The sequence below is a fragment of the Corynebacterium sp. HMSC074A09 genome (genome assembly GCF_001811545.1).
Taxonomy (GTDB): Bacteria; Actinomycetota; Actinomycetes; order Mycobacteriales; family Mycobacteriaceae; genus Corynebacterium; species Corynebacterium hiratae.
The window spans coordinates 122,102-135,162 of the sequence record NZ_KV805153.1 but is presented as its reverse complement, the minus strand read 5'-3'; the positions used below and the strand labels follow the sequence as shown (position 1 = coordinate 135,162).

10 protein-coding genes and 2 pseudogenes are annotated in these 13,061 nt (G+C 60.7%); 3 read left to right on the top strand and 9 right to left on the bottom strand.

Features of this window, described 5'->3' with window-relative positions; all coding sequences use genetic code 11:
- Positions 1 to 38 precede the first annotated feature (38 nt).
- From HMPREF2807_RS07830 to HMPREF2807_RS07815, 3 genes are all read right to left on the bottom strand, one after another.
- A complete protein-coding gene (locus HMPREF2807_RS07830) occupies positions 39 to 353 on the bottom strand; it encodes a transcriptional regulator (RefSeq protein ID WP_049157204.1) in 315 nt (104 codons plus the stop codon).
- A gap of 567 nt (positions 354 to 920) precedes the next feature.
- The gene (locus tag HMPREF2807_RS07820; protein WP_070511638.1) at positions 921 to 1,916 is read right to left on the bottom strand and encodes a DoxX family protein; all 996 of its coding nucleotides are present in this window, start codon (positions 1,914 to 1,916) and stop codon (positions 921 to 923) included.
- A gap of 28 nt (positions 1,917 to 1,944) precedes the next feature.
- The gene (locus HMPREF2807_RS07815; protein ID WP_049157210.1) at positions 1,945 to 2,829 is read right to left on the bottom strand and encodes a LysR family transcriptional regulator ArgP; all 885 of its coding nucleotides are present in this window, start codon (positions 2,827 to 2,829) and stop codon (positions 1,945 to 1,947) included.
- A gap of 70 nt (positions 2,830 to 2,899) precedes the next feature.
- On the opposite strand from HMPREF2807_RS07815, the gene HMPREF2807_RS07810 reads away from it, so the two are divergent.
- Positions 2,900 to 3,589 (top strand): LysE/ArgO family amino acid transporter, encoded by a 690-nt coding sequence (locus tag HMPREF2807_RS07810; RefSeq protein WP_070511632.1) that lies wholly within the window; start codon positions 2,900 to 2,902, stop codon positions 3,587 to 3,589.
- Here the strand turns inward: HMPREF2807_RS07810 and HMPREF2807_RS07805 are convergent.
- The 6 genes and pseudogenes from HMPREF2807_RS07805 to HMPREF2807_RS07780 all read right to left on the bottom strand — a co-directional run bounded on the left by HMPREF2807_RS07805 (position 3,586) and on the right by HMPREF2807_RS07780 (position 11,925).
- Entirely contained in the window at positions 3,586 to 5,010 is a 1,425-nt protein-coding gene (locus tag HMPREF2807_RS07805; RefSeq protein ID WP_070511630.1) for a YkvI family membrane protein, read from the bottom strand. The genes HMPREF2807_RS07810 and HMPREF2807_RS07805 overlap by 4 nt on opposite strands.
- Positions 5,011 to 5,195: 185 nt before the next feature.
- Positions 5,196 to 6,252 (bottom strand): annotated as a pseudogene (locus tag HMPREF2807_RS07800) (NAD(P)-dependent alcohol dehydrogenase).
- A 55-nt stretch (positions 6,253 to 6,307) separates the two neighbouring features.
- Complete coding sequence (gene gatB, locus HMPREF2807_RS07795; RefSeq protein ID WP_010186967.1) at positions 6,308 to 7,813, bottom strand: Asp-tRNA(Asn)/Glu-tRNA(Gln) amidotransferase subunit GatB; 1,506 nt, start codon at positions 7,811 to 7,813, stop codon at positions 6,308 to 6,310.
- A 43-nt stretch (positions 7,814 to 7,856) separates the two neighbouring features.
- Complete coding sequence (locus HMPREF2807_RS07790; protein ID WP_049157216.1) at positions 7,857 to 9,455, bottom strand: aspartate:alanine exchanger family transporter; 1,599 nt, start codon at positions 9,453 to 9,455, stop codon at positions 7,857 to 7,859.
- Positions 9,456 to 9,494: 39 nt separating this feature from the next.
- On the bottom strand, positions 9,495 to 10,526 hold the full coding sequence (locus tag HMPREF2807_RS07785; RefSeq protein ID WP_070511628.1) for a 6-phosphofructokinase: 1,032 nt from the start codon (positions 10,524 to 10,526) through the stop codon (positions 9,495 to 9,497).
- A 22-nt stretch (positions 10,527 to 10,548) separates the two neighbouring features.
- Positions 10,549 to 11,925: an MFS transporter gene (locus tag HMPREF2807_RS07780; protein ID WP_070511622.1), complete on the bottom strand. Its 1,377-nt coding sequence runs from the start codon at positions 11,923 to 11,925 to the stop codon at positions 10,549 to 10,551.
- 48 nt (positions 11,926 to 11,973) lie between these two features.
- Between HMPREF2807_RS07780 and HMPREF2807_RS07775 the strand changes: the two genes are divergently transcribed.
- Together HMPREF2807_RS07775 and HMPREF2807_RS14040 are read left to right on the top strand one after the other, a co-directional pair.
- Positions 11,974 to 12,297 (top strand): hypothetical protein, encoded by a 324-nt coding sequence (locus HMPREF2807_RS07775; protein WP_070511621.1) that lies wholly within the window; start codon positions 11,974 to 11,976, stop codon positions 12,295 to 12,297.
- A gap of 242 nt (positions 12,298 to 12,539) precedes the next feature.
- Positions 12,540 to 13,061: pseudogene (locus HMPREF2807_RS14040) on the top strand (HNH endonuclease); the annotation flags it as partial.

The window sequence follows — 13,061 nt, the reverse complement described above, 5'->3', positions numbered from 1 at the left end:
ACAAGGGCACCTCAGCGAGGCCGTACTATGCACCCAACTCAACCCTCAGCTAATTCCTTGAGTGCTGCCAAGTGGCCGTCGAAGGCAATCTTGCCTTGCTCAGTCAATGCGACCCACACCGAGTCCTTCGCACGGCTGGTGCCGTACTCGCGGAAGCGAGTCACGTAGCCGGCTTTTTCCAGAGCTCCGAGCTGCTTAGACAGGGAGGCATCGGAAAGCTCCGTGCGAGCGCGCAACATGGCGAACTTCATCTCTCGGTTTACCTCCCCGCCCTGCGTGGCTCCGAAGGCATTAAGTGTGGCGCAAATCTTAAAGCGATTGAGCGGGTGGATTACCGGGTCAAGTTCACTCATCGCGGCCTCCGATCCAGCGCACCAGTATGTAGTGTCCACAAGACCGCCAAGGCGCACAGCACACTTGCAATGCATGAGGGAATAACGTGTCCTTCGACGAAGGGATTGAAGAGCGCCGGCAGAATCATAAATCCCAATCCTGCGTAGAAGCGCCAGGTCACATTCCTAGAGGCGTACGGATCAACCTTCTGGCGCATTGAATCCCTCACCCCCGTGCGGTAAAAGACGGCAAGACTCACCAAGAGCGCGAGTAGAAGAAGCAGTCCACCAACAGGAACGAGAGGATGGACGTCATCCTTGATCCACATGTAGGCAAACCACGCGCCGTACGCCGCCGCTGCGAGCAGACTTAGCCAAACGGGTGGCCGTTTGGCCGCGGCCAGCCGTTGTTGTTCCTCAAATGCGAGTGCGTCCCGAACATCCTGATTGGACAAAACTAAAGCTCCCCTCCTGCGGCACCAAAGTCATTGTTTTCCATTACGGAAAGCAACTTACTTTACGCAACGGAAAATAACAAGAGTTTGTATATAGCTGCAGGCTGGGAGCGTAGAAACGTGCTAACAGCGCCTAGTTCAGCGGGTTAACGCCCGCGCCAAACCACCAGATGGCAACGAGCGCGGCCACGCCAATGACGACGAAAATCCAGGACGTTGCCAATGGGCGGCGAGTCCACGAGCGGTTAAAGTCCAGGGAGATGAAGCCCGGACCGGTGAACTGCAGGGCCACCGCGATAACGAAGAGCACCAGGCCCAGCCAGACGCTCTCATTCCAGGCAAAGACATCCAACCCAGCACCCGAGGCGTTGAGGCCGTGGATAGCGGAGAAGCCAGTGACGATAAGACCGAACATGGCCGCCAGCGGCGTCACCAGTCCCAGCAGCAGGAAGGCACCGGCGATAAGCTGGACGGTCGGCACGCCGATGGCAAGTGCCGCTGCCATGGTGTACTCGCCGAACTCGTTCTCCAGACCCGACAGGCCCTCGTTGCCGCCGAGCTTGAAGAAGGTCGAGGCACCCGCCACGAGCAGGTAAACGCTGAGCGCCAAGCGCACGAAGAGCAGACCGAAGTCGATGGTGCCGCGGCGTGCTGGCTCCGGCTTCTCCTCCACGGCTGCAGGCTCGGAGTCCACGGCGGGGTCGGCAACGGCAACCGTGCTTGGCACCTCCTCGTAGGTCTCAGTTGCTGCGGACTCGGTTGCGGTTGCCGATACCGGCATAGCGGTTGTCTGCGTATCAGGCTCGGCGATGGCCTCCGCGCGCGGGAAGGCAGTGGTCTCGGTTTCAGCTGCAGCGCTGTCGAAAGACAGAGATTCGCGGGTGGGGCTCTCAAAGGTTTCGGTCTTGGCTTCAGGCTCTGCCTCAACAGCAGGCTCCTCAGCCTTCTTCGGCTTAATCACCTGCGGCTCGGCGCGGCCGGGGCGCTGGAAGAGGCTACTCTTCTTCGGCTTATCGGCAGCTTCTACAGCTTCTGCCTCAGGCGTGCTGTCCTTCACGGAGTCTTTCCCCGTGTAGGTCGGGATATCGTCATCAAAGTCGGTGGCTTTATCAGGAGTTTTATCGCTCATGCCTCCAACTTAAGGCAGCACAGCGCCCTTATGGTGCATCTTTATCGGCGCGGCGCGTAGCTAAAACCGCACGGCCTGCGTCTAAGACATCTGCCGTGAGGTCCGCGAGCACTTCCGACTCCAGCCGCCAGCGTTGCCAATAGAGGTCAATGTCGAGCGGGAAGTCGTCGAGAAGCACCAGCTCTCCCGTCTCCAGCAGGGGCTGGGCCTGCAGCCTCGCCACCAGACCCCAGCCCAGGCCGTAGCGCACGGCCTCTACGTAGGACTCCGAAGAGGGAATCTGGGATACCCGCGCGCGCAGGACATGGGAGTCGATGAAGCGCTCACGCATGGCGTCGTCCAAGGTGGCGTCGTTCGGCCCGAAGCCCACGATGGGCAGGGTCTCCCAATCCTCGAAGCCCTCCGCCAGAGCGGGCGCGGCGACGGCAAAGTAGCGCATGGTGCCGAGGTACGTGGATTCACAGCCGGAGACCGGGGTTTGCTCGCGCGTGACCGCGCCCAGCACATCACCCCGGCGCAACATCGCGAGAGTGCGGGCCTCATCCTCGATGCGAATGCGCAGCGCAGCCTCACCGCGCTCGGCGGTGCGCTGGATTACAGGTCTGAACCACGTGGCCAGGGAATCCGAGTTGATGGCAACAGTCAACGGCACGCGGGAGAGGCGCTCGGTGAGCCGCGCATCCGCCTCGGCTTGGACCAGAGCCATGCGCCGCGCGGCTTGGGCGACGATCTCCCCTGCCTCGGTCACGGTGACGGGAGTGCCGCGGCGCAGCAGGATTCGACCAGTCGATACTTCCAACGCCTTGATGCGTTGACTGACGGCCGAAGGAGTGATTCCCAACACAGCCGCAGCGCCCTCGAAGGAGCCTTCATCGATGATGGCCAGCAGAGTTTCAGTATGGAGCGGGTTCATGAAGCTATTTTAAACCAGCTGTAGAAGATTTAACTGGACTTCATATGGCGTTATACGCAGACTAGAAGCCATGTCAGTTTTGCTCGCAGGATTTGCGCTGGGTTTGTCCCTCATCATCGCCATCGGACCGCAGAATGCTTACATCATCAAGATGGGTATTAAACGCGATCATGTCGGCCCTATCCTGTTGGCATGCTTGCTTTCCGACGTCATCCTGATCACCGGCGGCACCGCCGGCGTCGGCGTCCTCGTCGAACGCTTCCCCACCGCGCTCATCGTGGTCAAGTACTTGGGCGCGGCTTACCTCATCTACTTTGGGTTCACGTGCTTCCGCGATGCCTTCAAGAAGGAACAGGAAGCACTGGTCATTGAGGAAACCGCACCGGTGGCCCAAGTGGTTGATGAGAATTCGGGTTCCTCTGGGACACCGGGGAACTCAGTGCTTACGAAGATCCGCCCCCGCGTGCGCTCGAAATCCTGGGTCAAACCCGTCCTCGGTGCGTTGGCGCTGACGTGGCTTAATCCCCTGGCCTACGTCGACGCGCTAGTCATGCTGGGCTCCATTGCAAACCAATATGGCGACCAGCGCTGGGTGTTCGCAGCAGGCGCCATCATGGCCAGCGCAGTGTGGTTCCCCTCCCTAGGCTTTGGCGCCTACAAGCTCTCCCACGTGCTGGCCAAGCCGACGACGTGGCGCGTAGTCAACATCGTCATCGGCTGCGTCATGCTTGCGCTGACGGCGAAGCTCCTGCTTCTCTAGTTCTTCTTTGATTCTTCAGGGAGCTCGTCGTCTTCGGCGGGGTCTCCCACTGCGCCGGTTTCCTCGACCCAGGCCTTGATTTCTTCGTCGCTGCGGTCCTGCTCGACGCCCTCGCGCTCGGTGTAGTAGGAGTGGTCGTTGCGGTTTTCCTCCCACTTTTCCTTGTCGAAGTCGAGCTCTTCATCCGAGTCCAGCTCCTCCACCACATCGGAGACGAGATCCTCGAAGAGGGCTTCATCGTCCATGTTGGAGTCAGCGATCTGCTGGCCGATTTCATCGTCATAACGCGCTGCGTCGTACTCTGTGTCGGGGTGCAGCTTGAGGTGCAGCAGGGCGCGGATGCGCTCACGGCGCAGGCCCTCGTCCTTAATCTTGCCCAGGGAGCGCAGCCACCCAATCACCAAGATTGCCACGAGCACAATGCCCATATAGCCCAGGACCGGGTAGACGTACTGCATCAGAGCCTTGAAGCCGGCGAAGGAGACGGCGAAGCCAGCGAGGCAGCCGGCGATAAAGATGATGCGGTACTTGGACTCGTTACCGGAAGACAGGCGCTTGCCGAGCGCATAGAACATGCCGATGGCGGTATTGAAGATCATCAGGTAAATGATGATGGCCATGATGACGCCAAGTGTCGGGTGGATATTGTCCACCAGGGTCAGCATCGGGATATCGGAATCGCCGACGTTCTCCGCGTTCATCAGCAGCGAGAAACCGGCGATGGCCATGAGCACCGCGTAGACCGCGCCACCCACGATGCCGCCGACGCCTGCCTCGCGCGGGCTGATGTTATCGCCGCCGATCACCAGCGACATCGATACCGCCAGGATGAGCGCCAGGCCGTTGTAGTTCAGCGCGGATACCAGCCAGTGCGGGATCGGGGAATCGATTGCCGCAGAGGCGCTAATGGCCGCATCCACGCTGTCCGGCATGTGCAGCAGCGTGTAGGTGCCGGCGAAGAGTACGGCGATAATGATGGTCGGCGTAAGAAGACCGATAACGCGGGAAACCTTATCGACGTCGAACATGCCCGTGATAAGAACGAGCACGAGCATGAGCAGAGAGCCCACCCAGGCTGGCCAGCCAAATTGCTGCTGCATGTTGGATCCGGCGCCAGCCAGCATGACAAAGCCCACCGCAAAGAGCGTGAGAATCACCGCGACATCGAGGATGCGCGAGATGAAGGGGTGAGTGATATTGCGGAACACCTGGTTGTGTTCGTTGGCGTGAAAGTAGCTCCCCAGCTGAAGGAACACCGTGCCAGCGAGGGTCATGACCAAGCCGGCTACCAGGATTCCCCACATGCCCGGAATACCAAAGGACGTAAAGTACTGGACAACTTCCTGTCCCGTGGCAAAGCCCGCACCCACGAGCAAGCCAATGAAGGACAAAGCGATGCCCACGACGTTTTTATAAGACACGTTTTCCTATCTGTTTTCTAGTTTCTTCTTTTTATGCTTAGTGGCTAGTGCATAAAAACGCGCCATACTTTGGCACAAGCATGGCGTTACATAGGTTCTACCTTACGCCAACCTGATAGGAAAACATGTGTGCGGCTGTGGAGAGATTGCTCCTACAACCGCTCAAGCATGAGCCGGCTCACCTCTTAGTGCTCGGCAAACGTCGCGGTATCGATGACGAAACGGAATTTCACATCACCCGCGACGACGCGCTCATAGGCCGCGTCTACCTCGTCGACGCCCACCTTTTCGATCACCGCGCCCAGGCCATGCTCGGCGCAGAAGTCCAGCATCTCCTGGGTTTCCGCGATGCCACCAATATTGTTGCCGGTCAGCACCTTGCCGCCGCCGACCAGACGGCTGAGGCGCAGCGGCAGTGCTTCCGGCGGTAGGCCGACCACCGACATAATGCCGCGCGGCTTGAGGAGGCGCAGGTAATCTTCGAGGTCATACTCGGCGGAGATGGTGGACAGGATGAGGTCAAATTCGCCGCGGTGGTTCCTGAAGAAGTCTTCCTCTTCGGTGGTGGCCAGGGTACGGCTCGCCCCCAGCTTCTTGGCCTCCTCTGCCTTGCGCGAGGTGCGCGAGATGACCGTGACATCCGCGCCCTTGGCGGCAGCAATCTGCACGCCCATGTGCCCCAGGCCGCCCAAGCCCACGACGGCTACCTTCTGGCCTTCCTTGACGTCCCAGCGGGCCAGCGGAGAGTACGTAGTGATACCGGCGCAGAGAAGGGGTGCTGCCACGTCAAAATCAAGGGCCTCCGGGATGCGTAGGACGAAGTCCTGATTCACCACGATCTTTTCCGCATAGCCGCCCTGAGTAATCGTGCCATCGACATCCGTGGATGTTATAGGTTCCCACACCGCCCTTGAGGCAGTTCTGCTCCATCCCTGCCTCGCACTGCTCGCACTCACCGCAGGAATTCACCAGGCAGCCCACGCCGACGCGGTCCCCCACCTTGAACTTAGTGACCTCCTCCCCCACGGCGGAGACCACGCCGGCGATCTCGTGGCCAACGGTCAGCGGAAAGTGCGCCTCGCCCCACTCGTTGCGGATGGTGTGGATATCCGAGTGGCAGATGCCTGCTGCTTTGATGTCGATGACAACGTCATCGGCGCGCGGCTCGCGGCACTGGATGGTCACGACTTCGAAGGGCTCGTTCGGACCGGTCTTCTGCAGTGCTTTAGTAGAAATAGTCATGGCGACCACGGTACCCCGCAGCCGCCTGACCTCGCCTAATGGAAATCTCTACCGACTAGGAGAGCTTCTTCGCAATCAGCTTGTTGACCTGTCCTGGGTCAGCCTTACCCTGGGTGGCCTTCATGACCGCACCCACGATGGCACCGGTGACCTTCTTGTTGCCGGCCTTGTACTTCTCCACGATGTCCGGGTTAGCGGCCAGGGCATCATCGACGGCCTTCTCGATCGCGCCATCATCGCGCACGACCTCGAGCCCGCGCTTGGCGACGACCTCGTCGACGTCACCCTCACCGGCCAGCACGCCGTCGACCGCCTGGCGAGCCAGCTTGGTGGTCAGCTTGCCTTCCTTGACCAGCTCAACAACGCGAGCGACCTGCGCCGGGGTAATGCCGAGAGTGCTCAGTTCAACGCCAGCCTCATTGGCCTTACCGGTCAGGTAGGACACCCACCAGGAGCGGGCCTCGTCAGGAGTGGTGCCGGCTTCCACTGTTTCGATAATGAGATCGAGAGCGCCGGCGTTGACCAGGTCACGCATCTCCTCGTCCTTGAGGCCCCACTCCTCCTGGATGCGGGCGCGGCGAATCCACGGCATCTCCGGCAGGGTCTGACGGATTTCCTCGACCCACTCGCGGGAGACAATCACCGGCGGCAGGTCCGGGTCGTTGAAGTAACGGTAGTCCTCGGCGGTTTCCTTCGGACGGCCCTTGGAAGTCGAACCATCCGTTTCCTGGTAATGGCGGGTTTCCTGGACGATCTCGCCACCGTCGACAAGCACCTGCGCCTGGCGCTGCATCTCAAAGCGCACCGCCTGCTCCACCGAGCGCAGGGAGTTGATGTTCTTGGTTTCGGTACGGGTGCCGAACTCCTCCTGGCCCACCGGGCGCAGCGAAACGTTGGAATCCACGCGCATCGAGCCTTGATCCATGCGGGCATCGGACACGCCCAGTGCCGCGACGAGCTCACGCAGAGCAGAAACATAGGCGCGGGCGACCTCGGGGGCGCGCTCGCCAGCACCAATGATCGGCTTGGTCACAATCTCGATTAGCGGGATGCCGGCACGGTTGCAGTCCACCAGCGAGGTCGTTGCGCCGTGAATGCGGCCATCGGCACCACCCAGGTGGGTCAGCTTGCCGGTGTCCTCCTCCATGTGAGCGCGCTCAATCTCAACGCGCCACTCAGTGCCGTCGTCGAGGACGACGTCGAGGTAGCCGTCGTAGGCAATCGGCTCATCGTACTGGGAGATCTGGTAGTTCTTCGGCTGGTCCGGGTAGAAGTAGTTCTTGCGGGCGAAACGCGAAGATTCCGCAATCTTGCAGTTCAGCGCCAGGCCGATCTTGATGGCGCCTTCCACGCCCTTGGAGTTGACCACCGGCAAAGCGCCTGGCAAACCGAGGGACACCGGGTCCACGTTGGAGTTGGGGGCTGCGTTGAAGTTCGTGGGCGAGGTGGAGAACATCTTGGTCTCCGTGTTGAGCTCCACGTGAACTTCCATGCCCATAACGGGTTCGAACTTTTCAAGGACCTCGTCATAGTCCATCAGGTCATACATCGCAGCAGTCATGCGTGCCATCTTAGTATGTCAGCGCGACACCGTGCGCAACCGCCTAACCCAACAAGGTGATGCCGTGCGTAATGAGAATCTTGGCTATCATCGCCGCCGGATACACCATGGCATAGCCCAAGGCGACGCGCTGGTCAGTGTTCGTCCGATTGTTCACGAAAGCGAGCACGGCCGGCTGGGTTTGCGCGCCCGCCATAGCACCCGCGGTCTTCGTGGCACCGACGCGCAGGAAGCGGCGCATGACGAGTGCGAATCCGGTCGCCACCAGCGTCGTGATGATCATGCCGAGCAGGAGAATCTTCCACCAGGCTCCACCCGTAAAGGCACCGGCGATTTCCCCGCCCGCATTCGTTCCGGCCTGGGCCAAGAAGAGCAGCAGTCCGAGTTCGGAGAGGATTGTGTTGGCCGAGTGCGGCAGTGCGGTGACGGTATTGCCGATGCGCCCGATACGCGCCATGATCAACGCCACGATGAGGACGCCAGCGGCAGCGCCGAGGCTAAAGGAAGAGCCGCCTGGAAGCGGGATTTCGAGGTGGCCCACGAAAACGCCGAGGGCCATGCCGAGGCCCAAAGACACCGGGTTGATATCTGTCAGGCCTTGCGAGGAATCACCAAGAAAAGTGGAAATCTCCCGCAGGGACTTCTTGGAACCGACGACGCGCACGCGGTCGCCGAGCTCCACGATGTGTTCGGGGATAGCGACCTGGTCATTATCGGCGCGACGAACTCGCGAGATGCGCGCACCCCAGCGATCCGCCAGCTGGTTATTGAGCTCCGCGATGGTCAGGCCCGCCAAGCTGTGCTCGGAAATAGTGATGCGGCGAAAGTCCAACTCGTGGCGGTCATCATTGAGGATCTGCGGGGACTCGCGCCCGGCTCGCTCGATGATGTTGTCCAGGTCCTCCGGGGCACCAACGAGCGTGACCACGTCACCGGGGTGCAGCACATCGAAGAATTTCGGCAAGACGATAAGGTTGCTGCCCACGCGGCGCAGGCGTGTTACCTGCACTTCCCCATTGCCAATATCGGCGATCTCCGCGACTGAGATCTCGCGTTGAATCTGCATGTGCTGGCGCGTGACGGGTGACAGGGTGTCGTCGTCATTGCCGGCGTCGCGAAGCACGAGCACCGTCGCACCGAGCATGCCGATGACACCGAATAGGTAAGCCACCGCGTAGCCCACTGTAGCCGAGCCCGGATCGCCCGTGGCTTCCGACGCCGCCGCCAACGCCGGGGTATTCGTCACCGCACCGGCGAAAGTACCAGCGATGGTGGCATTCGACAGCCCAAAGACATAAGTGCCCAACCCCCACGCGGCAAGCGCCGCGACGATGAAGACTCCGATCATCGACAGCACTGGGCCCGTGGCCGTCTTCAGTGACTTGAAGAAGGACACACCGGAGTTATTGCCAATGCCGAAGGCAAAGAGCACTAAGCCGAACATGCCCAAAATAGGAGGAACGGAGGCCTCCACCCCGGCAGCTGATGCGGCTGCCGAGAAGGCGATGCCGAGAAAAAGCACGGCCGCCGCGCCCAAGCTGATGCCCCGCGTCTTGATGCCGCCGAGTGCCATGCCGACACCTATGAGCAGAAACACCAAGAGGACCGGCTGCTCAGCCAGATAAGCTAATACGCTTGTCATCGCTACCTTTAGAAACTATGGATGAGCTAACGGTGGTGTTTAGCCAAACAGGGCCTGTGCGTTGGCATAACGCTTGGCCGGAACCACCTTCAGCTTGCCCACTGCGTCCTCGAGAGGCACGAGTTCAATGTTCTCGCCATGGAGAGCCACACACATGCCGGACTGGCCGTTGTGCGCAGCACGGGCGGCATGGGTGCCGTAGCGAGTGGCCAGCACACGGTCATAGGCCGTCGGCGTACCGCCGCGCTGGATGTGGCCGAGGACGGTGGTGCGCACGTCGTAGCCGGTGCGCTTCTTGATCTCATCACCGATGACCTGGCCAATTCCGTTGAAGGTCTGGTGGCCGAACTGGTCCACACCGCCTTCTTCGAAGTCCATGGTGCCTTCCTTCGGCAGCGCGCCCTCAGCGACGCAAACGATGCCGTACTTCTCACCCATCTGGAAGCGGCGCTCCATGGCCTTGGTGATATCGGCGATATCGAACGGGACCTCAGGGATCACCGTGTAGTGCGCCCCGCCGGCCATGCCAGCGTGCAGCGCGATCCAGCCAACGTGGCGGCCCATAACCTCGACGATGAGGATGCGGTCGTGGGATTCAGCGGTGGTGTGGAGGCGGTCGATCGCGTCAGTCGCCACGGATACTGCGGTGTCGAAACCGAAGGTGTAGTCGGTAGCGTTGACGTCATTATCGATGGTCTTTGGCACACCAACGACCGGGATACCGTTATCGGAGAGCCACTTGGCACCCTTGAGCGTTCCCTCACCGCCGATGGCGATGAGCGCATCGACCTCAGCATCAGCCATGTTGGCCTTGATGGTGTCCAACCCAGCCTTGAATTTATCTGGGTGGAGGCGGCCGGTGCCAAGGATGGTTCCGCCGCGCAGGAGGATGCGGTCGATCTCTGCGTCGTCATAAAGGTCACGGCGGCGGTCTTCCATCAGACCAACCCAGCCGTCCTCGTAGCCGACGACCGTATCGCCGAACTCGTTGGATGCGGTACGAACGACCGCGCGGATAACAGCATTCAGACCGGGGCAATCACCACCGGATGTCAGTACAGCAAGACGCATGACATCCAATCTACTCGCTTCCCTATAGCCTCGCAGTTTCCGCTACCGCATGCAGGGTGTCGCGGAAGAAGAGCGAAGCCACACACCCCACCGCCAGCATCGCAACGATGACCACGAGGGAATTCGCGGCCCCCGCTACCTGCATGACTGCGGACACAGCGGCCACACCGATGACCGACCCCACCTGCCTGGACGTGTTGTAGACGCCGGATGCCGCGCCCATGAGATCTGCGTCAATATCGCGCATCGTCGTCGCGGCGTTGGAGCCCCAGATGAAGGACTGTCCCGCTCCCAGCGCCGCGCAGGGCAAGCACAACCACCAGGCCGACACTTCGGCCTGCATGAGGAACCACAGTGCGAGGAAGGTCGCAATCAGGATGCCGAAGCCCGCGACCGCCAAACGACGTGGGTGCAGCTTATCCGCCAGAATGCCCGCCAAGGGCGACACGCACAGAGAGACCAGCGCCATGGGTGTGACGATGATTCCGGCATCGCGCGCCGACATGTCCTGCTCGACCTGGAGCCACATCATGATTGGAATCATCATCGACGCCGCCATGAATCCCATGGACACGATGGCCACTGAACCCGCGGAGTAGTTGCGGTCCTTAAACAGCACGAGCGGGACGAGCGCCGCCATCCCCCGGGCCGATTGCAGGCGCACGAAAATATACATGCCGAGCACACCAGCAAGGAGCAGGACCCAAATCCACCACGGCCAACCAGTCTCTGGGCCCTGTTGCACTGCGAAGACGAAGCACGTTAACGCGATAAACGACGCCCCCACCGACACGAAGTCAATCTTCCCCGTCGCCGTAGGTAAGGCAGGCACCCACAGGCCGGATAAGACGATTGCGGCGACAACAAAAGGAATATGAATCCAGAAAACAGCCTGCCAGCCGAATGCAGCGACGACGAAGCCGCCCAAGAGCGGTCCGGCAAGTGTGGCCAAAGACCCAACCACTCCCCAGACGCCGAGCGCACGGCCGCGCCGCTCCCGGGCAAAGATGCGGTTGATGACGGCCATAGTCTGCGGCATTTGAATCGACGCCCCGAAACCTTGCAAGGCTCTTGCTGCGATAAGAAACTCCACCGAGGGCGCTAACGCGCACAGCAGCGCGCCGATGCCAAAGAGCCCGACGCCCAACTGGAACATTTTCTTCTGGCCGTAGATATCGCCGAGGCGGCCGGTAAACAACAGAGGCACGACCACGGCGAGCAGATAGATGGCGGAGACCCACAGCACCTGGTTGACATCGGCGTGGAACTCACGGCGGACGTCGGGAAGCGCGACGGCAATCATCGATTGGTCGAGCAAGGACATGAAAAAGCCCAGTGATAGCGCGGCCATGGCGAGCCACGCTTGCTTCTCCGACGGCGGCGTTCCTCCGAGTTTCATGCAGCGAAGTCTAGCCACCGCACGCTCACGCGGCCTAAACTGAGGCGCATGGGAATGATTGATATCAAGAAACCGCAGGACGTATCGACGGCAGCGACCGTCACGCTGGGACTTATCGGCGGCTGGCTCACCGCCCGGGAGACTGGCATTCGCCCGCTTGGCGGCGTGGTGCTTGCCGCCGCTGGCGTGTGGGCGGGCCGCAGCTGGTGGGCTAAGACGAACCCGGCCACTACCGTTGGCCTGGCGGCTCTGTACACCGGCGCTTTTGGCCTCTCCCACCCGCTGGCTAAGAAAATGGGCTCCTGGCCCGCAGTCCTCACCGTCACTGCCGCGAGCGCTGGCGCTGCCTACGCGCTTTCCGACGCCAAGTAGATCCCCCTCCCACGCCCCTTCACGCTGTCCTTGACGGCTGGAGGGGCGTTTTACGTCCTCGCGCGGGCAAAGGCTCCAACATTTTTGCGTCGAACGTGCTGGCTAATGTGGGGTGGCTACCCCCGTTTATAGTAACGACTTGACACGAATTTAACGCAGGCTATGGCCATACGGGGTGTGTGACACTAGAATCACGTTTAGAACACTTCTTCTAACACATGTTTATCTCGGGGGAGATACCCATGACCACTGCCACACGCCCACCAACCTTCTTCTTTTCCACCACCAACCCGAATAACCCACACGCCATAGCCCGCGCCAAAACACGACGAGCTGCCTATGACACCTGGGTCGGGGCTATGCCCGGCCTGCAGGCTGATATCAACACCACCGCACTATCCCTAGTCGCTGCCTGGTCACTGCCCGAAGGCCACATCAAATCCGGCCTGCGTGCCATCCACCGCCTAGATAGCCTGCCGAAAGTCAAAGCCATACAAGACACCCACTGCCTGCTCGACATCGAGTCCCTTATTGCTATTGATCAACCCATGTCAGCACTGACAGCCTTAACAGATGAAACCCTGGACTTCATCGACACCCTCCTGGCTGACTTCTTCACCCCTTCTAAGCCGAATCAGGCTTTTCCCACGCGTAGTCAAATCAGGCGCAAAGTCCGCGATATCTGCAAAACCCTCGATAACTCCATCGCCTACCAGGACACCCGCCCTAAAAATACGTACCGGTTTTCTTCTAACGGCACCTCA